This is a genomic window from Gleimia coleocanis DSM 15436 (assembly GCF_000159015.1).
GTDB classification, from domain to species: Bacteria; Actinomycetota; Actinomycetes; order Actinomycetales; family Actinomycetaceae; genus Gleimia; species Gleimia coleocanis.
In genome coordinates, this window is record NZ_DS999540.1 from 142,948 (window position 1) to 165,424 (window position 22,477).

Below are 22,477 nucleotides of genomic sequence, written 5' to 3' on the forward strand. Positions count from 1 at the left end.
GCGTAGTCGAAACCGCTGCAAGCTTACAGAATTATCCTTTAGTTTCCCGGCGCGCCCTCAAAAGCAAAACTACGCAACCCACTACCCTAATTATTGTGTTTGTAACTGAAACCCTTCATAGCGCAGTGCCTTCAACGCCGGTAAACCAACCGCCCGCTGAATTCCTTGAAGCACTCTTAACCCTACGCTCAGTTACCACCCCACCTCACTTAACGCTTTCGGAAATCCCAGCTCCAAAACGCATTGCCCCCTTTGCAGCAGCACTGCACGCGCAATCCCCCATCGAAGATGATGACCTGCCAATCGCTACCGGACGTTTCATTATCCTGTACAACCCGGAAGCCCCCATTGAGTGGGGAGCAAAATTTCGTATAATCACCCAAATTCGGTCCGAAATGGACGCTCACCTTGGTGAAGACCCCCTACTGGGGCAAGTGGTTTGGAGTTGGCTACACGACGCCTTAGATAAACACTCCGCCAGTGTACGCACCCTTAACGGGACAGTTACCCGCGAACATTCCGAAACCTTCGGTGGCCTGGTGTTAAAGCGGTCGGAAATTGAAGTCGAGTTGAAAGCCTCCTGGTCAACCGACTTTAACGATTTAGCCCCGCATTTCAGCGCCTGGCTAGATTTAGTAACCCAAGCCTACGGTAATCTTGATCCTGATTCCGTACTAGCCGGGTCAGGTGTATATGTCTGAATCTGAATATAAGCTAATTGTTCACCCACACGAGGGCACACCAGATGTCATTGACACGCAGGTAGGTCTTGAAAAAGCAGCCCAACTTTTAAGTAAATCCACGATGCCGGTTGCTATCGACGTGGAACGCGCAGTTGGTTACCGTTATTCGCACCGTGCTTACCTGGTACAAATTCGACGTGAGGATGTGGGAACTTTCCTAATAGATTCCGGGACTCTACCGGACTTAAGTATCCTCAATGAACCGTTAAATAATGCCGTGTGGATTTTGCATGATGCAGATCAGGATATCGCTTCCCTGCGGATGTGTGGCCTGGAAATCCCCGAGTTGTTCGATACGATGCTAGCTGCACGTTTGCTTGGGTTCCAGCGTTTTGGTTTAGCGGCAGTTTGTGAGCAGATTTTGGGTGTCACTTTGGATAAGAATCATCAAAGTGATGATTGGTCTACACGCCCGCTACCACGCCCATGGTTACGCTATGCTGCTTTAGACGTGGAGCTTTTAACTGACCTTTATGAAAAGATGTCGCATAGTCTTTTTAAGGCTAATCGTTGGGAATGGGCGCAGCAGGAATTTCATAATATTTTGACGCGCCCAACTAAAAAACCTGATTCTGAGCCGTGGCGGAATTTGCGTGGCATGGGCAAGATTCGGTCTCGCCGTCACTTGGCAATTCTTGAAGAGTTATGGAAGACGCGGGAAAGAATTGCCGCTGAAATTGATTTAGAGCCCACTAGGTTGATTAAAAATCGTACGCTGGTGGCGTTAGCTTTTAATCCGCCTCGCACGCAGCGTCAGTTTTTGAATGAGCAAGAGTTGCGTCGCCCCGGCACCCGCAAGTACTTAGATGAGTGGTTTGCGGCGATTAACCGCGGTAAGTCGCGTTCGGAAGCGGATTTACCTGAGTTCCAGCGTTCCTATCGGCATGGAGAATTCCCGAGGGCGACTGCTTGGCGCTCATACGAGGGTGCGCATGCACGCCTAGTTCACCTGCGTGATGCTATCCGCAAGGTCTCAGATAAGCTAGGTATCGACTATGAGATCCTCATCGATACGCGTATCATTCGTCATATCGCATGGTATGAAGTTTCCTACCAGGGTAAGGACCTTTTAGAATTCCTAACCCGTTTTGGGGCACGCCCTTGGCAACTTGAACTTGTTTTTAAGCCTTTAGAAAAGGCTATTAAACAGATGCCTTAGAGCGCTAAATAATCACGTACCGTAGCAACTACAGCTTCCGTATCTAAGCCAAGCTCGTGAATAATCTGACCACGGCTGGCGTGCTGTAGGAACTGCTTAGGAATACCCTTAGAAACTACTGGGGTAAATACCTTTTGCTTCGCCATTTCCTCACGTAGGTTAGCAGCGTAGCCACCAGTTTCAAGACCATCTTCTAAACAGACCACTAGTTTTGCACTAGCCAAACGTTTCACCAGGTTTTCTTTCACCGGTAGCATCCACAGTGGGTCAATCACCGTGATAGTTAGGTCAGACGCGTCGCCCTCGACAGCTTGAGAAAGCTGGAATGCCGCTTCTAAACCAGTTTCTGCCAGCGACCCGGTCGCTAAAATAACCACTTCATCCGCAACCTGCGTTACAGAACCAGCCAGGACGTCACCGAACTCAGTGGATTCTAAAGCGAGAATAGGATCTGGCAAAGCTCCCTTTGGATAGCGAATTAACGTAGGAGCATCCTTAACCGTCACGGCTCTTTGCAAGGCTGCTCGTAAAGTTGCTTCATCACGTGGAGATGCCAACTCTAAGCCAGGAATCATAGACATCAGGGAAATATCCCACATGCCGTTATGGGAAGCGCCATCGTCACCGGTTACTCCTGCGCGGTCAAGTACAAAAGTTACCCCCGCTTTATGCAATGCCACGTCCATCAGGACTTGGTCAAACGCCCGGTTAAGGAAGGTTGCGTAAACAGCGAAAACTGGGTGCGCACCAGCAAATGCCATTCCCGCGGCGGCAGTTACTGCATGCTGTTCAGCAATACCCACATCAACCACGCGGTCAGGGTACTTTTCAAACATTGGTTTCAAACCAACCGGAGCCATCATCGCCGCGGTAACACCAACGATAGTGGGATCTTCGTCAGCTAATTTCACAATCTCATCAGCAAAAACTGCTGTCCAACCAAAACGGGAAGGCACCAGCGGAAGACCCGTTTCAGGGTGAATCACGCCAACAGCATGGAAGCGGTCTGCCACGTCTTCTTCAGCTGGAGTATAACCCCGTCCCTTTTGAGTAATAACGTGTACTAAAACTGGACCACCTAGACTCTTGGCTCGCTGTAATGCGGTTTCCAAGGCCACGGAATCGTGACCATCCACGGTCCCAATGTACTTCAGACCGAGCTCGGCAAACATTGCGTTAGGAGCTACCAGCTCACGCACGCCTGTTTTTAAACCATGCAAGGCTTCGAATGCGACTTCCCCTGGCTTACCGTGAGAAAGCAGGTGCTTCTTTCCCCATGCTAGCGCTTTTTCATAAGAAGGTGAGGTGCGTAGCGCATCTAGGTGATGAGCTAAACCGCCAATAGTTGGGGCGTATGAGCGACCATTGTCATTCACGACAATCACTACGTTACGGTCGTCACTTTCCGCAAGATTATTTATAGCTTCCCAAGCCATACCGCCGGTTAGCGCCCCGTCACCGATAACAGCGACAACATGACGCTCATTGCCTTGGCGGGCTCGTTCACGTGAGATGCCATCTGCCCAGGAAATAGCGGTGGATGCGTGTGAGTTTTCTACCACGTCGTGTTCAGATTCGGCACGAGATGGGTAGCCAGAGACGCCACCTGCCTGACGTAGTTGGGTAAAGTCTAGACGACCGGTGAGGAGCTTATGTACGTAAGCTTGATGTCCGGTATCAAAAATCAACGTATCTGCAGGCGAATCAAAGACACGATGCAGCGCCATGGTGAGTTCTACGACGCCCAGGTTTGGCCCTAAGTGTCCGCCAGTGCGAGACACGGCATCTACCAGGTATTTGCGGATTTCCTGCGCCAGCTGTGGCAGTTGTTCTTCACGCAATGCTTTCAGGTCTGCTGGGCCTGAGATACTTGCCAGCAGTGGTCCTGGGGTTACTTTTTCGAATTCAACCATAGTTCCTATGATAGTGTGTTTTCCGTTCTTCAAGAATGGGCAAGCTTAAACGGTTTCAGAATCAATGTCGAATCTGCATACCCAGCAACAATATCATCGTGCGTAACGATAATAAGACTGCTTTCATTTTCATGACATGATGACACTAGAAGTTCCATCATCTCATCTCGAGTTTCGTTATCTAGATTTCCAGTTGGTTCATCCGCTAATACCAATTTCGGATTAGAAATTAAAGCACGAGCTAAAGCAACTCTCTGTTTTTCTCCACCCGATAAGTTTTGAACAGACTGTTGTGGATTAATCTTTAACCTTTCTAGAAGTTCTAATGCTCTTTCATTAATCTCCGTGTGAGGTCCATTGATTAAATATTGAGGTAACGTAACGTTATCTAGCGCAGAGAGTTCATGAATTAATTCGTAATGTTGGAAAACCATTCCAATCTCAGTGCCTCGTAGTTTAATAATTTCTTTCGCCGAAAGATCCTTATAATTCACCTCGTTGAAGAAGATTTCACCGTGCATTGGCTCAATTAAGCCCAAAAGTGTATGCAAGAAAGTTGTTTTTCCTACACCTGAACGTCCACGGACAGCTATGCTTTCTTGTTTATTAAGAGTAAACGAGACCTTCTCAAATAAAATTTCGTTGTATCCACACTCTAAATCTACAAGCTTTAATACGCTCATTTACTTCCCTTACCTATCTTCTTCCTCTGAACTCTCTGAAATAGTTTGCAAAAAGCATGAAAACACGTGTTAACAGCATTACGCAGGAAACCGTGAAAGTTAGTTTTAGGATCATTAACGGAATCTGCGGTTGATCGATAAACCCAGCTACCCAAACTATCACTAAGATTAAAACCCCAGTAACAATGTATACAAATGCATCAACCATTAGTTCTCGTTTAGAAATCAACATGAACAATTGGGCGTAGCTTGAAGCAATATTCTTGCAGTAACGCAAATCTTCAAAGTCTCTTCTAACTTCGTTATACAGTGCTAGTAGAGAGAGCGGGAACAAAAGAATGAGAGAAAAAACAATATAAAATAGCAGCCAATTTGTCTGCGCAACAGAGTTTAACTGCAAAAATTCCGATACATCACGAGTGCTTGTCACCAGAGGTAACAACGAATCAGAAGTTCGAAGTGCATAAAAATCATCTATTCTTATTCCCGAACTATTTTCTATTGTTATCGTAAAGCTATCCCACTTAAGATTTGAAGCTTCGTCACTACTATCAACTAAAACTCGCTCTCCGACATCGTTTTTTACTTCAAGCGTTGCATTTTGCAGTACCTCAGAGGCTGATTCATAGAAGTCACCGAAACAACTCGTTTCTGGGATACAGCTACCCGAGACTAGCACAGCATCTTTTGAGATTAGATGAGACTCATTATCTTGTTCATTTACAAGCTGATACACGACAAAAAATGAAACGACGATAAGCATCATCACACTTACGAAAGAGGATATGCGTGTCAGCTTACTTGAAGTTTCCTTTATCCATATATATTCAATGCGCTTTAGACCGTCGTGTTTCGAAGCCTTCCAATCTGCAAAACGGTTCAACGCATGAGCCATAAAAGTAGGCAAAGTCAGTACTAGTAAAACAATCCCAATGATTATTGCTACTTCAGATGGGATGAGTAGCTCAAAATAAGCTAGAGTTCTGGATAAACCAAGCAAGCCAAGACCTAAGTAAAACGTAGTTACGTTACTAAATAAAAGCGAATAACGGGTGCAATATTTAACGTTCGGATCCGAATAGTTAATTAAAATAGCCGCAATAATCATCCCCATCGCAGAATATGTATATCCCCAGAACTGCGATTCCTCAAGGTGTAACTCAGTGCCGATAACCGGTATTACAGAAACGTATTTTATGAATATAAACTCAACAAAGACCAAGGTCATGATAGTTAGCAACGTCCCCAAAGAGTCTTCATTCAGTTTATGGATAAAAATCTTACGCTTCGTAACCCCCATCAACATGAGAATTTCATCTCGTCGAGATGTCTTAGACTTATAGTAACGCTGTATATAGAAAGCTATACCAAGAGCTCCCACCCCGAGTGTGAGATAAGCAACTGGTATAAGATAGCCTATCCTTTGTAGATATGTCGCGTATCCATATTCAATCCCGTTCGCAGCTCCAAAATCAACTCCGGGATAGACACCACGTTCAACCTTTCCGCGTGCGTGAAATTCATTTTCTAAGCGTGGTCGCACAAAGATTAGCTTTTCATCTGTGAAAAGCACATCTTCGGAAATGGTTTCAGTAATCTTTCCAAACTGCGTCTCCACGTATTCCGCGTCATCATGCAGTGCGGGTGAAACTGCAACTTCTCCGGGTTTCATCCATTGATTCAGTCCCGGAGGTAATGGAGCGTTCTCGTTCACTGGAGACAGATATACAATTCCGATCAAGTCACTGTGGCGAAAAGAATTATCCACACGGTAGTAAAACTCCGGTTGGGTTTCATATGCATAAACAATCGACCTAGAATCTGAAACTAGCTGAACATAATTTCGCTCAACATGCGTTATCCATAACGAAAATACCGCTAAACCAATCTCTAGCAGTACAATGCTTTTCAAGAGAAAGTTCTGCATTTTCACCCCAAACTATGAGGGTTGAGCTTGTTAAAACACAAGCCCAACCCTCTACTGCAAACTGCTATTTATCGTAAATCCAGTTACCACATGCCATCGGTTGAGCCCAACGCGAAAGGCAAGGCATAATCGCTGTAATAGTACTTGGTGCATATTTGGTTACTGTTGTCCCATAACCACTCTTATTCACCAGACTGGACTCTTGAGTCCCACCTGCAAACTTATAAATGGTCGATGGGAACAGACCATCCCCGTATGCGTCTTTGAGGGAAATGAACGTACCATTCGTGAACGTATGCTGCCCGTACTGTGAGCCGTAATAGGAAAGCGCACTAGCAGGGGTAATGGTTGCTCCCAACAAAAAAACCACAGCTAATACTCTGATAGTTTTCTTCATGATTACTCCTTGAATCCTGATAATATGCATCTCCTTTGATGCATAAGTACATGTTAAGCACTTCAGCATAATTTGTAAATATATTTTACGCAAACACTTATCATCACCTAAAGATTCTCTTTGCCACATTTTTAGGGCGGACAGAGTAAATTAGGAGTTGGATATGTCATTTACCGTTCACGGAGGAAACAATGGTTTCAGCAGGTGTTAAAAAACAAGCGTATGGCACGTGGGATTCAGTTATTACAACTGATGATATGACGGCTCGTTCAGTTTCTCTCTCCCAGGTTCGGGTTGATGGTCTTTCCACTTTCTGGGTTGAGGGACGCTCTCAAGACGGTGGCCGTAATGTTTTAATGCACCATACTAACTTTGCGGGTTCCGTAGAAGTTTTGCCGTTGATTGAGGGGACTACCCTAACTGATGTGCGGACGCGCGTACATGAATACGGGGGACGTGCTTACGCGGTTTCTAATGGAATTATCGTTTTCTCACAGGGCAGCGATAATCGCGTTTACCTTTATGATTTAAATAATCCGCTGCAGGGAATCCGCCCTCTGACTGAACTAAACCAGTGCCGCTACGGCGATTTTGAACTAGATTTAGTTAATCGCGTTGTTTATGCCGTTTGTGAAGATCACTCTAAAGGTGGCGAACCAAACAACTACTTGGTTTCTATTCCATTAGACGGTACGGGTGCACGCAACCCTCAGTTAGTTCGCGTGTTGTTCTCTGGCACTGACTTTGTGATGGCTCCTACGGTTTCTCCGGACGCAGATAAACTCGCTTTCGTAGTTTGGAATCACCCGCATATGCCGTGGCAGCAGTCAACTCTGCTGGTCGCGGATATTTCCGAGGGCGCTTTGCTAGATCCTCACGTGTTAGTTGATGAACCTAACGTGAGTGTCAGCGAACCCCGCTGGACCTTGCAGGGAGACTTGATTCATATTGATGATTCCACTGGTTGGTTGAATCTCTACCGTACTGAAGGTTTTAATCCTGAAACTGCTAAGCATAATGCGGATAGTGTAGATTGGCGCCCTCGTTTGCGGACCCGTCGCCTGCACCCCGGAAACCGTAACTTCTCCCACCCAGCTTGGGCATTGGGACTGCACTCATTTGATATTTTTGACGACGACTACTTGCTCTGTTCCTGGACTCAGGATGGCTTCTGGCATTTAGGCACAGTCCGCATTGATAACGGACAGCTGGAAGAATGGAACCTGGGCTGGTGGCCAACCGGTAACGTAAGTGTTTCTGGTGGCCGGGTGGTTATTCTCGCTGACTCTGCTACTTCGACAGCAACGGTTATCGAGATTATTGGTCACGAGGTTAAAGAACTACGTAACTCTACTTACCTAGAACTAGATCCAGCCCATGTTTCTGTTGCTAAAGCAATCTCCTGGCCAACCCGCGACGGTGAAACCTGCCATGGTTTCTTCTATGCTCCGGTAAACCCTGATTTTATTGGTACCGATGCTGAGCTTCCGCCGCTGATTGTAATGGCTCATGGTGGCCCAACTTCTGCAACTCGTCCAGGTCTGAACTTAGCCAAGCAGTTCTGGACTTCCCGCGGTTTTGCAGTACTTGATGTCAACTACCGGGGATCTTCTGGCTGGAGTAAAGACTACTGCGCTAAATTGCAAGGTCAGTGGGGCGTAGTTGATGTTAATGACTGTGCGGATGGCGTGAAGTTCCTGGTTACTCATGGAATTGTTGACGGCAACCGCGTGGCTATCCGCGGTGGTTCAGCTGGTGGCTACACCACTTTGGCAGCGTTGGTTTCCTCTGATGTTTTCACTGCCGGTACTTCCCTGTATGGGATCGGTGATATTAAGCTCCTGGCTGCTGAAACTCATAAGTTTGAGTCCCGTTACATGGAGGGCTTAGTAGGTACCGCCGATTTAGAAGATCCGGTTTACGCTGAGCGTTCACCAATCAACCATATTGAAAAGGTCACTGCCCCGCTGCTTCTGCTCCAGGGTGAGGACGATAAGGTGGTACCACCAAGCCAGGCGATTACAATGCGTGACGCATTAGAAGCTGCTGGTCGCGTGGTTGAACTAAAAATGTACGCGGGAGAAGGCCACGGTTTCGTTAAGGCTGAAAACATTAAGGACGCGCTTGAACGTGAACTTAACTTCTACCTGCGAACCTGGGGATTGGTGTGAAATCTAAACCAGTTCGTGTCATTACCCTACCACCTCACCGAATTTTAGAAGCTACCGCGGATCGGCTCAGACCCAAAATTTGGGTTCCGTCTAGTTGGCGGGTCTTCATTGATGCTGAGGCTCGTTCTCTTTTCCTACTCTGCTTTGCGGCGGCTCTGGTGGGGATTAGTACGGGCTTAATCGCAGCGTCTTTCCGTATCGGTTTGGAATGGGTTTTAGAACTCCGCTTCGGCTTAATTGATTTACTTGATGGTCAAGCCGTGCTAGGTTTCATCCTTTTCATTGCCGTAACCACTATTCTTACCGGCCTGTCAGCACTTTTAGTTGCTAAGGTTTCACCTGATGCGGAAGGCTCTGGTATTCCTCGCGTTGAAGCTATCGTGAATGGGCATTTAGAACCTGGGCGTTCCCGCATTTTGCCAGTTAAATTCGTCGGCGGTTTGATGGCGATTGGGTCTGGTTTGATGCTGGGGCGTGAAGGTCCTTTGGTGCAGATGGGCGCTTCAGCTGCTTACACGGTGAATAAGTATTTTCGTTTAAAAGATGATGATCTGCGGGTCCTCATGGGAGCTGGTGCTGCCGCTGGTTTAGCAACCGCATTTAACGCTCCGATTGCCGGTGGTGTCTTCGTCCTTGAAGAGCTTCTTAAACGCTTTGATATCCGCACTACTCTAGCGACTTTAGTGGCATCTGGAGCAGGGTTCGTTTCATCGATTCTGCTAGTGGATTCGCGTTTCGAGTTCATTATCGGCTGGGCTCCGCAAGTAACGAATACTAGTATCCACTGGGTGGTTTTAATCGGCATTCTCTGTGGTTTCTTAGGCATTATCTACAACGACTACGTAATGTGGTGTCTGCGTTTTGCTGATACTTTGAAACCACCTGCTTTTATCCGTGGCGGCGTAGTGGGCTTAGTGCTTGGTATCGTTGGCTGGTTTGCGCCCGCTATTGTTGGTGGCGGTGATAATCTCACCCAGCAGGCGCTATTAGGAAATGGCGGTTTAGGCTTAGCTGTTGCCATCTTGGCAGTGCGTTTCATTCTGGGTCCGATTTCTTACGCAGCTGGCACGCCCGGCGGCTTGTTTGCCCCGCAGTTGGTGATTGGCTCAACCCTGGGGATGATTATCGGCATCATTGCTAATAGTGTTCAGCCGAACCATTCTCCATCTGTTCCTGCGGCAGCGTTGATTGGTTTATCCGCTTTCTTCTCTGCAACAGTACGCACGCCTATTACTGGGTTGATTTTAGCGTCAGAGATGACTGGTAATGTCACGGCTCTTCCAGCAATGTTGGCGGCGTGTGCGGTGGCTATGTATATTGCTACGGTCGCGAAGTCTGATCCGATTTATGAACGGCTTTCTCGTCGTTTTGAACGCAATGTGGATCTGTATCGTCTGCGTAGCATGTGGCATGCAGTGGCTCAGACTGGGGCAAAGTCGATTCGCCCGTTTAAAGTCCGGCTTTCTTCTGAGAGTTCTGCTGGACGCCCTCGGAAAAAATAAGAGATTTGAGAGCATGGTTGAAGCGTGACTGAGCAATCCCCAATTTACGTGACGGCGCTCGTTTTCTTTGATGAAACGGGCCGGATTCTCACAGTTCGCAAGCGCGGTACCCGGCGGTTCATGCTGGTGGGTGGAAAACCAGAACCCGGAGAGTCCTTCGCAGAAGCTGGCATTCGCGAAGCTGGTGAGGAAGTTGGGATTTCTCTTTCCGAGGGCGATTTGTCTTATCTAGGCACTTGGGAAGTACCTGCCGCCAATGAGCCTGGCCGTTTAGTAAATGGCACTGTTTACACGGTTATTCCTAAACTGACTAACCTACCTAAGCCTAATGCTGAAATCGCTGAACTAAGGTGGTTGGATGTTTCCCAGCCGCTCCCCGGTGATTTAGCGCCGCTGTTGGAAACACGGATTCTCCCGGCGCTAGAAAATAATAGTTAGCTTAAGCCCTTTCGAAAACCGTCACCATTTCCACGTGGTGGGTTTGTGGGAACAGGTCCAAAGCATAGAGGTTTTGTAAATCGTAGCCGGCAGCTAAGAAGTCCTTAATATCGCGAGCAGCCGCCGCTGGGTCACAAGACACTAATACAACCCGTTCTGGTCCACTCATGCCGATTACTCGAATCAGCTCAGCTCCGGCACCTGCACGTGGTGGATCCAGCACAACTACTCGAGGGCGTTCTCCCAAATCAGACCAGGCGCGGCTCATAGACTTACCATCAACATTACCTACCCGCAGGTCACGTGGGACTTCCAAGCCACGCAGGTTATGGCGGGCATCCTCAACTGCTTGTAAGGAACCTTCGATAGAGATTAGACGGCCTTCAGCCCCGGCAGCCTGACCTAGGAAGTAGGTAAATAAACCTGCGCCTGAGAAAAGTTCAATCACAGCGTCACCAGGACGCACTTGCGCTTCGTCTAGCACAATCTGTACTAAGTCCTGTGGAGCCGACTTATGTGCCTGCCAAAAACCCTGCGATTGAACGCTGAAGTTAGTTTCCAAATCCCCATAGGAAACTTTCCAATCAGCAAAGTTCTCAACCCGACGACCACTGGCGTTAAAAGTCTGATTTCCGATTACAACGCGACGACCGCCCCCATTTGGAGCAATCGCGCGTACACGCTTTCCAGGGCGCCACAAACGCTGCCACTTAGAATCCCCAAGCAGCCCAAGCTCAAGGATAGCTTCAACCGCTAAAGGCATATCCTCAAGTTCCACAAGTTCATTAGAAAGAGCTTTAGACATAGCTAAACGCCCGTTCGCGGAAACCTCAAACTCTACGCGCGTGCGAGAGTGCAGACCATCCCCAGAGACATCTGCAGAAGCAGGTAGAACCTCAATCTTCCCTACGGCTTTAGTAACCGCAGCAACTACAGCTTCCCCACCGATGCGGCGCAACTGATCTTGAATAACCGCCGCTTTCCACTCACGCTGATACGCAAGCTGCACGTGGCCTAAGTCAGCTCCCCCAACCCCATCTGGACCTGCTACAGACCAAATCTGTGGCTGGCGGTACTCGCTGGCTTGATGTATGGCGATCGCATCGCCGAAAGACACCTTAGAACGCTTCTTCGTTAGCTGTACGTCAACAATCTCACCCGGCAAAGCGTGAGAAACAAAAACAGGTTTGCCATCACTATCAACAGCGAAACAAGTGCCACCATGAGCAGGGCGAAGTACCTCAACGCCCTCGAGAATTCCTAAATCAGCCCGCTTGCCAACGGTTGGTACGAACTTGCCCATGCTCACTGCCCCATCTCTAAACTAGTATTTAAATCATTAGACCAAGGAACTAAAGTTACCATTACGCCGGGTTCCTTATCCAATGCGCGACGCAACTGACGCAATTCCGCGTTATGTACTCGATTTTGAATCTTATAGTTGAAAACCACATGCGGAATAACCACATTAATTAACCGGTTAGGGTTATCTTGGCGAATGCGGCGAATATGATCAATCACAGACTGATGCACTCGAATGGAAGTAGCCTCAATAATCGTTAACTCCACATCCAACTGTAAATCCTGCCAACGCTGAATCTGCTGTGCCGTGTCATCACCACCGCGATCAACGTGAATAACTTCCAAAGAATATGGACGCGTCGCCTGAATCCAGTGCACCGCGCGTTGCACTACCGGACCCAAATCAGATGCCATCACCATGTAATGCACGCGCCCCGGTACAATCGGATCACTAACGGTCTTTTCACCAGCCCCACCACCGTAATACAAGTAGTGACTGCGAATCATATAAATCACAATGTACAGCAAGCCAATCGCCAAGGCTGCTACCCAAGTGCCTTCTTTCAAATCAGCAATTAAAAACGCAATCAAAACAATGAAGCTGACGATTACCCCGCCTAAGGCTACAAGTTTTGCCTTCTTCATAGTTTTCCTCTCATGTGAATGGCCCTCGTGACGCAGCCGACGTCGCCAGTAAAGCCACGCAGCCAAACGGCTCAAAATCAACGAGATTAAGCCAGAAGCGACCACAATCGGAATAATCAGCTCAAACTCACCATCACTCAGCAGCAAAATCCCAATCGCCACCACAAGCAACAAAGCTGTATTACTACCGGTTAAAGAAAGAACTCTGGAAATATGCAACGGCAATAATGAAAAGTTAGATAGTTCTTCAGCAACTTTTTCAGCATCATCTAACACCATGCGCGCTGCAAAGAACGTACACGCAAACAGCAGGAATCCGAAACCAGCTAAAACTACCGGTGGAATGTGGATAATCCGCAAAGCGTTAAAAACTGTGTACTCGCGAAGCAGAAAAGCACCCGAGTCAATATCTGCTACGTTAGTAAAGACCCCAACAGTGACCACGCCAGTCGCGAAAGTAAGCGCCACCATCGAAGCAGTCGCAGAACGTGCCCGCTCCTTCGAATAAATCGCCAAGTCAGTTGCCAAGTGACGCATCAAAATCGCCGGTGTCATGGCAGTGACCAGCGCCGTGAACAAAGCAATCAAAATCCGCCCAGCAGAATCAGAACGTGATGCGACTTCCCTTGAAACGTTCGCTAAATCTTCAGAACCAGTCGTTAAGAAATAGGGCGAAGCCCCAATCATGCCGATAATCAAAACTAAAAGCACAGTTAGCGTCACTAATACCAGTCCGGAAGCTATTTTTGTGTAGCGACGCTTATCGAAAGCCACTGAAACTACTGCAGCGATTGCCCCTACTAATGCAAATACTATACGTTGCGAAATGTACTGAGGGAAAGCCGAAATGATAAAGAACGACATTGTTGCTGACAGCAAAGCAAAAGTCGAAATATGTTCAATGATGATAGCCACTGCAGCGAGTGTGGACATACGTGGTCCCAGCTCCGCATCAAGCTGCGCGAAGTCACCCACATGCTTGTGGCGGCTTCGTAACACTGGCTCGCCAGATACTACCAGTAGCATTCCCAGCGGTAAGCACAGCAGGGAAATCCAAACTGCGATGGAAGTATCTAGGTTCCCTAATGGTTGCAGTGCCCGAATAACCTCATCTGTCATCCAAATTGGCGCGGTCACAAATAGAGAAGCCATTGCCCCGAAACGGGCATAGTTTTGCAGGGGACGACCCTGGATGGTGGTTCCTCTTGTTCTCTGATTTGTGGTTTTTTGTGCCATAGTATTATCTAGTCTACCTGCCTACTGGTAAGTTAGTAGTGTGCATTTTGTTGTAATGGGAGCGGGTCGCGTGGGTACTGCCCTCGCCACCCTGCTAGATGAGCGTGGCCACTCAGTGGCAGTTATTGACCAAAACCCTGACGCATTCAGGAAACTACCCTCGACTTTCTCTGGGCGTCGAGTTACCGGAGTAGGTTTTGACCGGGATACTCTCCGTCAGGCAGGCATTGAAAAAGCCTACGCTTTTGCGGCAGTTTCTAACGGCGACAACTCTAATATTATCTCTGCTCGCGTAGTTCGTGAGACGTTCAATATCGACCGCGTAGTTGCCCGCATTTATGACCCCACACGTGCTGAAGTTTATGAACGGTTAGGTATCCCCACGGTGGCAACTGTCCGCCGTACGACAGAAGCTGTGTTGAACTGGATGATGCCTCCAGATGCAAACCAAGTGTGGGCGCACCCCACTGGTTCAGTAAGTTTAGTTAAGTCTCGTCCAGCTGACTCTTGGTGGGGTATTGATTTCCAAACCGTTGAGAAACTTCTGGGACACCGGATTGCTTTCGTTTCCCGTCTGGGAATTGTGCAAGAAGTTAAGCCGGGCATGGTTTTACAAGAAAATGATGAGATTTACGTGGCGATTTCCGGTCAGGATATTGTCCCAGTGCGAGAGCTTTTAGTTAAAGCTCCTCCTACAGAGGTTTAAGAATAATGCAGATTGTGATTGCAGGAGCTGGTTCCGTAGGGCGTTCTATCGCACGTGAATTGCTTTCAAAGGGTCATGAGGTTACTTTGATTGACCGTCACCCGGATCAAATGCGCGTAGCTTCAGTAGCTCAAGCTGACTGGGTTTTAGCGGATGCTTGTTCTCCAGATTCCCTCCGCGAAGCTGGCGTCGGTACTTGTGATGTGATGGTCGCTGCTACCGGTGATGATAAAGCGAACCTGGTTATTTCCCTGCTCGCTAAAACAGAGTATGGGGTTCCCCGTGTAGTTGCCCGCGTTAACAATCCGAAAAATGAATGGATGTTCGATGAAGCTTGGGGCGTGGATGTCCGCGTCTCTACCCCACGTGTGATGACCGCCCTCGTGGAAGAAGCCGTATCCGTAGGCGTTTTGGTTCCGCTTTTCGAATTCCACGAGGCCGGTGCTGCCTTGTATTCCTACACTATCGGGGCGGATTCTGCGGCACTTGACTTGAAGATTGGTAAGCTCGGTCTGCCCGGGGATGCCAAGATTCTAAGTATTCTCAGAGACGACGCTCCCTTGGATTCCATTCAGGATGTTGCAATTGAAGCTGGTGACCAGTTAGTACTGATGCTTTCTTCCAAGGAAGCATCTCTTCGCGCTGATGTTGAGTTAGCCCTGGGGCCGAAACGGTCTGAGAAGAACCCAGCTTAGCCAAACACAAAGCACAAACGGTGGAATCCCCAGGATTAATTTCAAAATCCCCAGGACGGTGACGTTTCCAGCCAGCCAGAAAGGTAGCTGGATACCAACCCGCAGTATGAAAAGACCTGCCCAAATCCAAGAAACGATACGGGCAGCGCGTAATAGTTTATTTGCGTTGTGTTCTGCTATGTATGCGGTATTCTTCCACCATTTCCATGGCAGGTTCCAAAATAGGCACAACGCCATTGCTGCTACTGGAAATCCAATGAGGTTCGCAATGGTGATAACCGAACCGTAGGCAGTGCCTGTGATTAACCCAAATGCGAAGAAATTTTCTCCCCTACCGCTAAACCATGCCCAGGCCACGCCGATAGCTACCCCAATGGCTCCTGAAAAAGCGTAGGTTAAGGATTTTTTCTCTAGCATTCGCAGTCCCATAAAGACTGCGGTCAACGCTAGCGCCCCACCCAGAGGATACTTAAGCTGATGGGTTAGAGCGTACAAAACTACAAAAACTAAACCAGGAAGGGTTGATTCTAACATCCCTCGCCAGCCGCCAACGGTTTCTAAAATATCGAAGTTATCGCTATCTAACTGCTTTTGCATAAAAGAGTTCGGCAGGTTTTCTGGTTTCATTTTGTCCTCTAATCAATCTAAGAAAATCTCTTGCGGGTTCTCTTTTAGCAGCTGGTAGCGAGGGTTAATCATTTGCGGATATCCCGTCCCTAAAGAAACCATGCCAGTAACTTGGATGGTCTCCCCCACAGCTACACCGCCGATTACTTTCCGCCCGAGCCAGGTAATTAAAAGAGACCCTGAATCGTCTCTTAAAGTAGCTTTCACATAGGGGCTTTCAGAGCGCGCGGAGAACGTAATCGACGCTACCCGCGCTTCGACAGTGCAGATGCTCCTATCTGCACATTTGCTGATTTTAATCGGCTTATTCATTAAAATCTGCCAACTGAATAAATCACTCTGCAGTTAGTTTCGCGTTCTGCGGAATCTGCAGCTGAATCAAAGAAAGTGGCGCACGTGGCACGTTATCGCGTTCAACAATAACTTCATCCACAATAGTTGCTGCCTGGGCAAAAGCTTCAGCTACTACGGCTGCTGCACCCACCATGTCTACGCGCAGTACCCAGCGTGGACCTTCGATAAAAGTCACTCGCAGTGGAGTGAAACCATCTTGTCCGGTTTCCGACTTTACGGGGATAGCAACCTGTAGTTCTTCTGCCCAGCGGCCTTTAGCCCGTTCGACCTGGGCTCCTTCTGCTTTAAAAGAGGCTTCTGTTTGATCTAGCAGGTCATTTGCAACGCCACCTGACTTCGGAGCGGCAACTACCAGCAGGTGAACTACGAAGCCGTTGAATAACAAATTCAGGCGCTGGATAGACTGCCGGTCATCGCTCATGATTGGCTGTACCTGCATGCCTGGAACCATTGGCAACTTAAGGGTTCCGAAATCCAGGTGAGTTAGACGCGGTTTCTTTTGAGTGATGTCGTATGGGCCGTGGTCTGGAGTTTCAACCAGAGGTTCTACTTCTTCGTTATCCGCTGGGGTTACGTCAACGTCGCCTTTAACGATTGACTTTTTCTTACCAAACCAAGCCATATTTTTCCTTCCAAAAATGGGTAAGGCACGGCAATACGCCGTGCCTAATAGTTTATGTCATTCTGCACATTCAGCGCAGATGGTTTCCCCATCGCGTTCTTCTGCCAGCTGGCTGATGTGGTGTACCAGGAAGCATTCGGAACAGGTAAATTCGTCATCCTGACGTGGGACTACGCGGACGGTGAGTTCTTCGTTAGAGAGGTCAGCGCCTGGCAGTTCAAAGTCTTCGGCAACATCGTTTTCGTCTTCGTCAACGGAGTTTGAACCAACATCACTGCGACGGCTCTTGAGTTCTTCAATAGACTCTTCAGAAACTTCGTCCTCGTTCTTACGTGGAGCATCGTAATCAGTTGCCATTTTTCATTCCTTTTGAGGTTTTGAGCCTGCTGCTCGCTACAGATTAGCAGACTCGATAGAAAAATTGTTATCGGACGGATAATAACACTATTTTTACTGAAATGCGCAATACCGACTCGACACGCTGACAATTTCATCTTTTTCTTCTAGGCTAAGAGGAGCGCTATTTCGTACAGGAGGATCCCATGATTGAACTTGAACTGCTGGGAGCACATGCTGATGGTTCTCAGTTGGTTTTTACAGATGCGTCTGGGGAACGTTATCTGATTACCATCGATGATGCTTTAAAAGCGGCGATTCGTCGTGAGGAAATGCAAATCGAAGTTGCAGCGAAGCGTTCTGATTTAAATCCTCGTGATATTCAGCAGTTGCTTCGCGCGGGTATGGAACCTGCTGAGATTGCTTCTGCTTATGGTTTGGATTTGGCGCGTATTAATCGTTTTGTAGCGCCGATTATGTCTGAGCGTTCTTTCATAGTCGCAAAGGCTTTAGAAATGCCTGTGGGGGCTGATTTGGATGCTCCGAAGCTGCAGGACGTGGTGATTGATCGTTTAGCTACGCGCGCAGTAGATTCAGCTTCGTTAGTGTGGAATGCGACGCGTAAACCACATCAGTCTTGGAATCTGCATTTAAGTTTCATTCAGGCTGCCCGTACTCTGCATGCTTCTTGGGAGATTGAGGCAAATGGCCGGTTGATTCGGGCGTTGGATGAGCAGGCTCGTTGGTTGACTGAGACTTTAACTCCAGCTGCTGCTCCACAGGTAGTGGCAATGCCAGCTTCGGCATCTTTTACGGCACCGGGAGAGCCAGAAAATATTGCGGATGTTGAGAAGCTTCTGGACGAGTTAGCTTCGGCGCGTGGCAAGCGCTCAGCTGCTCCTGCTAAGGAGGCTCCGGAATACGTGGCTCCTGCTCCTGCTGTTTTGCAAATTTCCGAGGGCGGCAAGTCGATGTCTACTCCTGTTGCAGAGCCTGAGCCTGTAGCTACACCTGCTCAGGTTGAAGCAGAAGATACTGAGACGAAAAAGTTACAGGTGGCTCCAGTTATTGAGGATTCCGTAGAACTTCACTCTGATGACGATGTGCAGTCTCTGCCAGGTTTAGATTCTTTACCTTCTCAACCTGAAGTGGAGAAGCCTAAGAAGGCTCAGAGCGCGAAGCGGCGTTCAGTCCCAACTTGGGATGAGATTATTTTCGGCGCTAAAGCAGACTAATTCTAGCTTCTGTCTATAAAACTCTCACGTTTCCCTACATGAAAATTCATGTAGGGAAACGTCATTTCACGACGTAGTGAAGTACCTGCTACTAAGCTATACGCAGGATTGGAATTGCTGTCTCTGCACGAGTAACCGAACCATGTACTCCCCGTAGATTAACTTGCCTGGCTGGTTGTACCCGCGAATCCACAATCACTTGGTTTCCCAGCGAAAACACCAAAGCATCAGCTTCAAAGTACTTTGGTTTCCGCCCTCCGAATGCTAACTCTTGTTCGCGCACGATAATTGCACAATCGCCTAAGAAATCAGCCCAACGATCCAGCACTTCCGCCTGTTTGCCTGGCTGCGCGTGCAAGTGAACTGCCCGTCCTTCTCCAGCTATTAACGCAACTCCCTGGGAAAGCGCCTTTTCAGAAGCCAAATCTAAACGCTTATGAACATCAATCATCCCATGATCAGCCGTCAGAATCACTGCCGCGTCACTTGGACAAGCTGCCACCAAGGTACGCAACTGCGCATCAACTTGCTCTAGCTCATCCGTCCATTTCACTGACTTCCAGCCGTATTCATGACCCACATGATCTAGCTCAGACCAGTACAGATAGCACAAGCCTTCCCCACGTTGCAGGTGTCTACGCCCCTGCGCAATCCGAGCGTCAAAACTATCCGCACCAATGAACTCAGTATTGCGAAAAGCCGCATCTGTAAGACCAGAGTTAGCAAACCGGCTGGCAGAAATAACCTTAGCTCCCCCACCTAAACTGAAAAGCGGTTCCACCGGCTGAAACTGCATTGCGGGAGTTTCAATCTCAGCGAAAGAAATCAAATTTCCCGTCTTATCACCGCTCTTAACAGACCAGCCCGTCATATTCGTGTCGCACGGATATTCTCCGGTAGTAAGAGAAGTCAGCGCTACTGCAGTAGTTGAAGGCAGCACTGTGCGTCCCTCAATCATATTCGCCCAAACAGAACGCAAAAACGGTGTATGTGCGCGACATTCCTCAAGCTGCGCTAATCCCATGCCATCAATCAAAACGACGCAGACTGCACGTAGATCATTCCCCAACTGCAGGCGCTCATCTAAAGCTGTTTCTGCATACTCTGCACCCAACCGAGGAAAACGAGGCGTAAGTTCAACTCCCAAACCCCGGTAGGCACTACGCATAATCTGCGTAATATGCGGGTAGTCTGCGGTATAGGCGGAAGTGCCAGCCTGATATGAAGTAAATTGAGGCATCTGTTTTCCTTCCGCTCGGCGTGGTATATAGCCTAAAATACACGGTTTTTGGGACAATTGTAGCTATGTCGACTACTGTTTCACCAACCGTTGCAGAGAACATCATCGAAATCGATGTCTCTGATGAAATGCGTGGCTCCTTCCTCGAGTACGCCTACTCTGTAATCTACGCGCGCGCCCTGCCGGATGCGCGCGACGGGTGTAAGCCAGTACAGCGACGTATCCTATTCCAAATGTCGCAAATGGGATTACGCCCAGAGAAAGGCCACGTTAAGTCCCAAAGCGTAGTTGGTGAAGTAATGGGTAAGCTGCACCCGCACGGTGATGCAGCAATTTATGATGCCTTAGTACGTTTGGCTCAGCCATTCAACCTGCGCCTGCCCTTAGTTGACGGTCACGGCAACTTCGGTTCCCTAGATGACGGCCCTGCAGCGGCACGTTATACGGAAGCCCGCCTCGCTCCAGCTGCGATGGATTTGGTTTCTAACTTGGACGAAGATGTAGTCGACTTCGTTCCAAACTACGATAACCGCAACATGCAGCCAGATGTGCTGCCAGCTGGTTTCCCACAGCTTTTAGTTAATGGCGCGATGGGTATTGCCGTGGGTATGGCAACTAATATTGCACCGCATAACTTGGGCGAAGTCGTGGCAGCGACCTGTCACTTGATTGATAATCCTGAGGCAACTACCGCTGACTTAATGCGTTTCGTGCCGGGTCCGGACCTGCCTGAGGGCGGCATTATCGTAGGTCTTGATGGTATCCGGGAAGCCTACGAAACTGGCCGTGGTGCTTTTAAGACTCGGGCGAAGATTACGGTTGAACGTGTTACTGCCCGCAAGCAGGGACTGGTTATTACTGAACTTCCCTACTTGGTTGGCCCCGAACGCGTTATCGAAAAGATTAAGGAAGCTGTTAATTCTAAGAAGCTGCAGGGTATTTCGAATGTTTCTAACTTAACTGACCGCCATCATGGGGTGCGGTTAGTGGTTGAGGTTAAGAATGGTTTTAACCCGCAGGCAGTGATGTCTCAGCTGTTTAAGCACACCCCGTTGGAAGATAATTTCTCTATTAACGCCGTTGCGTTGGTGGATGGTCGCCCAATGACTTTGGGTTTGAAGCAGATGCTGGAAGTTTATGTCAAGCATCGTTTGTCTGTGATTGAACGTCGTTCGCAGTTCCGTTTGCAGAAGGCTTTGGATCGTCTGCATTTGGTTGAGGGTTTGTTGGTTGCAATTGTTGATATTGACGACGTAATCGCGATTATTCGTTCTTCGGATGATGTTGATTCAGCTCGTACGCGTTTAATGGATGTTTTTGAGTTGTCTGAGATTCAGGCTGATCATATTCTGTCGTTGCGTCTGCGTCGTTTGACTAAGTTCTCTCGTATTGAGTTGGAAACTGAACAGGCTGAGTTACTGTCGCAGATTGAGGGTTTGCGCCATATTCTGGGTTCTGAGCAGGCTTTGCGGACTGTTGTGCGTGATGAGTTGGTGGAGGTTTCTAAGCGTTTAGCTACTCCGCGTCGTACGGTTTTGTTGTCTGCGGATCCGCAGCAGGTGGAGACTGCTGGTAAGGCAGCGGCTGTTCCTTTGGAAATTCCTGATGCTCCGGTGCAAGTTGTTTTGACTGCTAATGGTGGTTTGATTCGTGTTGATGGCGCAGAACCGCTGGAGAAGACTGAGTCGCGTGGCATTTGGGATACGTATCGGGTTGCTATTTCTGCGACTGCTCGTTCGCAGGTTGGTTTGATTGACGCTTCTGGCATGTTGCACCGAGTTGAGGTGGTTGATTTACCTGAGGTTCCGCGTTCGGCTTCTAATCCTTCTTTTGCGGGGGCGATTAGTGCTTCCCAGCTGTTGGGTACTGAGGTTTGTCCGGTGGGTCTGATTCACGTGGATGGCGATGATATTTCTGGTTTTGTAACGAAGTTGGGTCAGATTAAGCGTATGCGTCCTGATTTCGCTAAGGCTGATTCGTTTGAGACGATTTTGTTAACGGATGGCGATGAGGTTTTGTTTGCGGCGCCTTGCCCGGATGAGGCTGAGATTGTGATGGTCACTTCTGATGCGCAGTTGTTGCGTACTCCGGCGGCGAAGATTCGTCCGCAGGGTCGTGTGGCTGGTGGCGTAGTTGGCATGGTGATTGGCGAGGGTGCGCGTCTTTTGGAGGCGAATTTTGTTCCTTCCGAGGGCGCTCAGATCGTCACTGTGGCGGCTGCCGCTGATGGTCTTTTCGGTGAGATGCAGTCGTCGGTGAAGGTTAGCGATCTGGAGATTTACCCGGTTAAGGGGCGTGCGACGCAGGGTGTGCGTTGTCATCGTTTCTTAAAGAGTGAGTCTGAACTGGTGATGGCTCGTGTTACTGTTGGTCAGGCGATTGCTTCTAGTCCGACGGGTGAGCCAATGGATTTGCCTGAGGCTGATCCGCGTCGTGATGGTTCGGGCCATTCTTTGAATCATGAGGTCGCGGCGATTGTTTAGCGTATAGAAAAACGCGGGAACTCATGTTCCCGCGTTTTCATTGCGTCCGAACTTAAACTCGCG

General features: G+C 48.5%; 20 protein-coding genes. 9 read left to right on the plus strand and 11 right to left on the minus strand.

Going from position 1 to position 22,477, the window contains the following annotated elements; translation table 11 throughout:
• Positions 1–95 precede the first annotated feature (95 nt).
• A complete protein-coding gene (locus HMPREF0044_RS00920) occupies positions 96–701 on the plus strand; it encodes a DUF3000 domain-containing protein (protein ID WP_006546211.1) in 606 nt (201 codons plus the stop codon).
• The gene (locus HMPREF0044_RS00925; RefSeq protein WP_006546212.1) at positions 694–1,902 is read left to right on the plus strand and encodes a ribonuclease D; all 1,209 of its coding nucleotides are present in this window, start codon (positions 694–696) and stop codon (positions 1,900–1,902) included. The genes HMPREF0044_RS00920 and HMPREF0044_RS00925 overlap by 8 nt, the downstream gene beginning before the upstream one ends.
• Here HMPREF0044_RS00925 and dxs read toward each other — a convergent pair.
• The 4 genes from dxs to HMPREF0044_RS00945 all read right to left on the minus strand — a co-directional run bounded on the left by dxs (position 1,899) and on the right by HMPREF0044_RS00945 (position 6,822).
• Positions 1,899–3,815, minus strand: coding sequence for a 1-deoxy-D-xylulose-5-phosphate synthase (gene dxs, locus HMPREF0044_RS00930; RefSeq protein ID WP_040312560.1), 1,917 nt, complete (start codon positions 3,813–3,815; stop codon positions 1,899–1,901). The two genes, HMPREF0044_RS00925 and dxs, sit on opposite strands and share 4 nt — an antisense overlap.
• A gap of 29 nt (positions 3,816–3,844) precedes the next feature.
• Positions 3,845–4,498, minus strand: a complete 654-nt coding sequence (locus tag HMPREF0044_RS00935; RefSeq protein WP_006546214.1) for an ABC transporter ATP-binding protein — start codon at positions 4,496–4,498, stop codon at positions 3,845–3,847.
• 13 nt (positions 4,499–4,511) lie between these two features.
• The gene (locus HMPREF0044_RS00940; protein ID WP_006546215.1) at positions 4,512–6,425 is read right to left on the minus strand and encodes a hypothetical protein; all 1,914 of its coding nucleotides are present in this window, start codon (positions 6,423–6,425) and stop codon (positions 4,512–4,514) included.
• 64 nt (positions 6,426–6,489) lie between these two features.
• Positions 6,490–6,822, minus strand: a complete 333-nt coding sequence (locus HMPREF0044_RS00945; protein ID WP_141553792.1) for a hypothetical protein — start codon at positions 6,820–6,822, stop codon at positions 6,490–6,492.
• A gap of 191 nt (positions 6,823–7,013) precedes the next feature.
• Here HMPREF0044_RS00945 and HMPREF0044_RS00950 point away from each other — a divergent pair, with 191 nt between their 5' ends.
• The 3 genes from HMPREF0044_RS00950 to HMPREF0044_RS00960 are packed head-to-tail and all read left to right on the plus strand — an operon-like array spanning position 7,014 to position 10,933.
• A complete protein-coding gene (locus tag HMPREF0044_RS00950) occupies positions 7,014–8,993 on the plus strand; it encodes an alpha/beta hydrolase family protein (protein WP_006546217.1) in 1,980 nt (659 codons plus the stop codon).
• Positions 8,990–10,495: a ClC family H(+)/Cl(-) exchange transporter gene (locus tag HMPREF0044_RS00955; protein ID WP_006546218.1), complete on the plus strand. Its 1,506-nt coding sequence runs from the start codon at positions 8,990–8,992 to the stop codon at positions 10,493–10,495. The genes HMPREF0044_RS00950 and HMPREF0044_RS00955 overlap by 4 nt, the downstream gene beginning before the upstream one ends.
• A 24-nt stretch (positions 10,496–10,519) precedes the next feature.
• Complete coding sequence (locus HMPREF0044_RS00960; RefSeq protein ID WP_006546219.1) at positions 10,520–10,933, plus strand: NUDIX hydrolase; 414 nt, start codon at positions 10,520–10,522, stop codon at positions 10,931–10,933.
• A 1-nt stretch (position 10,934) separates the two neighbouring features.
• On the opposite strand, the gene HMPREF0044_RS00965 is transcribed toward HMPREF0044_RS00960, so the two are convergent.
• Together HMPREF0044_RS00965 and HMPREF0044_RS00970 are read right to left on the minus strand one after the other, a co-directional pair.
• Entirely contained in the window at positions 10,935–12,236 is a 1,302-nt protein-coding gene (locus HMPREF0044_RS00965; RefSeq protein ID WP_006546220.1) for a class I SAM-dependent RNA methyltransferase, read from the minus strand.
• 2 nt (positions 12,237–12,238) lie between these two features.
• Positions 12,239–14,116, minus strand: a complete 1,878-nt coding sequence (locus HMPREF0044_RS00970) for an APC family permease (RefSeq protein WP_006546221.1) — start codon at positions 14,114–14,116, stop codon at positions 12,239–12,241.
• A gap of 55 nt (positions 14,117–14,171) precedes the next feature.
• Here HMPREF0044_RS00970 and HMPREF0044_RS00975 point away from each other — a divergent pair, with 55 nt between their 5' ends.
• Together HMPREF0044_RS00975 and HMPREF0044_RS00980 are read left to right on the plus strand one after the other, a co-directional pair.
• The gene (locus HMPREF0044_RS00975) at positions 14,172–14,822 is read left to right on the plus strand and encodes a potassium channel family protein (protein ID WP_006546222.1); all 651 of its coding nucleotides are present in this window, start codon (positions 14,172–14,174) and stop codon (positions 14,820–14,822) included.
• A gap of 5 nt (positions 14,823–14,827) precedes the next feature.
• The gene (locus HMPREF0044_RS00980; protein ID WP_006546223.1) at positions 14,828–15,517 is read left to right on the plus strand and encodes a potassium channel family protein; all 690 of its coding nucleotides are present in this window, start codon (positions 14,828–14,830) and stop codon (positions 15,515–15,517) included.
• Here the strand turns inward: HMPREF0044_RS00980 and HMPREF0044_RS00985 are convergent.
• From HMPREF0044_RS00985 to HMPREF0044_RS01000, 4 genes are read right to left on the minus strand one after another with little or no spacing between them, the layout of a single operon-like run.
• Positions 15,476–16,144, minus strand: a complete 669-nt coding sequence (locus tag HMPREF0044_RS00985) for a DUF3159 domain-containing protein (protein WP_006546224.1) — start codon at positions 16,142–16,144, stop codon at positions 15,476–15,478. The genes HMPREF0044_RS00980 and HMPREF0044_RS00985 overlap by 42 nt on opposite strands.
• Positions 16,145–16,156: 12 nt before the next feature.
• Entirely contained in the window at positions 16,157–16,456 is a 300-nt protein-coding gene (locus HMPREF0044_RS00990) for an OB-fold nucleic acid binding domain-containing protein (RefSeq protein WP_006546225.1), read from the minus strand.
• A gap of 22 nt (positions 16,457–16,478) precedes the next feature.
• A complete protein-coding gene (locus HMPREF0044_RS00995; protein WP_006546226.1) occupies positions 16,479–17,120 on the minus strand; it encodes a DUF3710 domain-containing protein in 642 nt (213 codons plus the stop codon).
• A 57-nt stretch (positions 17,121–17,177) separates the two neighbouring features.
• Positions 17,178–17,477 carry a DUF4193 domain-containing protein gene (locus tag HMPREF0044_RS01000; protein ID WP_006546227.1) on the minus strand — a complete coding sequence of 100 codons (300 nt, stop codon included), beginning with the start codon at positions 17,475–17,477 and terminating at the stop codon, positions 17,178–17,180.
• Positions 17,478–17,662: 185 nt separating this feature from the next.
• Here HMPREF0044_RS01000 and sepH point away from each other — a divergent pair, with 185 nt between their 5' ends.
• On the plus strand, positions 17,663–18,691 hold the full coding sequence (gene sepH, locus HMPREF0044_RS07755; RefSeq protein WP_006546228.1) for a septation protein SepH: 1,029 nt from the start codon (positions 17,663–17,665) through the stop codon (positions 18,689–18,691).
• A 91-nt stretch (positions 18,692–18,782) separates the two neighbouring features.
• Here sepH and HMPREF0044_RS01010 read toward each other — a convergent pair whose 3' ends face one another.
• The gene (locus HMPREF0044_RS01010) at positions 18,783–19,931 is read right to left on the minus strand and encodes an alkaline phosphatase family protein (RefSeq protein WP_006546229.1); all 1,149 of its coding nucleotides are present in this window, start codon (positions 19,929–19,931) and stop codon (positions 18,783–18,785) included.
• 65 nt (positions 19,932–19,996) lie between these two features.
• Between HMPREF0044_RS01010 and HMPREF0044_RS01015 the strand changes: the two genes are divergently transcribed.
• Positions 19,997–22,414, plus strand: coding sequence for a DNA gyrase/topoisomerase IV subunit A (locus tag HMPREF0044_RS01015; protein ID WP_006546230.1), 2,418 nt, complete (start codon positions 19,997–19,999; stop codon positions 22,412–22,414).
• Positions 22,415–22,477: the final 63 nt, after the last annotated feature.

Bases quoted from the DNA above. Each gene is read 5' to 3' on its own strand.
- HMPREF0044_RS00990 (WP_006546225.1), bottom strand. From the start codon at position 16,456: ATGAATAAGCCGATTAAAATCAGCAAATGTGCAGATAGGAGCATCTGC.
- HMPREF0044_RS00935 (WP_006546214.1), bottom strand. From the start codon at position 4,498: ATGAGCGTATTAAAGCTTGTAGATTTAGAGTGTGGATACAACGAAATT.
- HMPREF0044_RS00925 (WP_006546212.1), top strand. From the start codon at position 694: ATGTCTGAATCTGAATATAAGCTAATTGTTCACCCACACGAGGGCACA.
- HMPREF0044_RS00995 (WP_006546226.1), bottom strand. From the start codon at position 17,120: ATGGCTTGGTTTGGTAAGAAAAAGTCAATCGTTAAAGGCGACGTTGAC.
- HMPREF0044_RS00970 (WP_006546221.1), bottom strand. From the start codon at position 14,116: ATGGCACAAAAAACCACAAATCAGAGAACAAGAGGAACCACCATCCAG.
- HMPREF0044_RS00985 (WP_006546224.1), bottom strand. From the start codon at position 16,144: ATGAAACCAGAAAACCTGCCGAACTCTTTTATGCAAAAGCAGTTAGAT.
- HMPREF0044_RS00945 (WP_141553792.1), bottom strand. From the start codon at position 6,822: ATGAAGAAAACTATCAGAGTATTAGCTGTGGTTTTTTTGTTGGGAGCA.
- HMPREF0044_RS00975 (WP_006546222.1), top strand. From the start codon at position 14,172: ATGGGAGCGGGTCGCGTGGGTACTGCCCTCGCCACCCTGCTAGATGAG.
- HMPREF0044_RS00950 (WP_006546217.1), top strand. From the start codon at position 7,014: ATGGTTTCAGCAGGTGTTAAAAAACAAGCGTATGGCACGTGGGATTCA.
- HMPREF0044_RS01010 (WP_006546229.1), bottom strand. From the start codon at position 19,931: ATGCCTCAATTTACTTCATATCAGGCTGGCACTTCCGCCTATACCGCA.
- HMPREF0044_RS00980 (WP_006546223.1), top strand. From the start codon at position 14,828: ATGCAGATTGTGATTGCAGGAGCTGGTTCCGTAGGGCGTTCTATCGCA.
- HMPREF0044_RS00965 (WP_006546220.1), bottom strand. From the start codon at position 12,236: ATGGGCAAGTTCGTACCAACCGTTGGCAAGCGGGCTGATTTAGGAATT.
- HMPREF0044_RS01015 (WP_006546230.1), top strand. From the start codon at position 19,997: ATGTCGACTACTGTTTCACCAACCGTTGCAGAGAACATCATCGAAATC.
- sepH (WP_006546228.1), top strand. From the start codon at position 17,663: ATGATTGAACTTGAACTGCTGGGAGCACATGCTGATGGTTCTCAGTTG.
- HMPREF0044_RS00940 (WP_006546215.1), bottom strand. From the start codon at position 6,425: ATGCAGAACTTTCTCTTGAAAAGCATTGTACTGCTAGAGATTGGTTTA.
- HMPREF0044_RS01000 (WP_006546227.1), bottom strand. From the start codon at position 17,477: ATGGCAACTGATTACGATGCTCCACGTAAGAACGAGGACGAAGTTTCT.
- dxs (WP_040312560.1), bottom strand. From the start codon at position 3,815: ATGGTTGAATTCGAAAAAGTAACCCCAGGACCACTGCTGGCAAGTATC.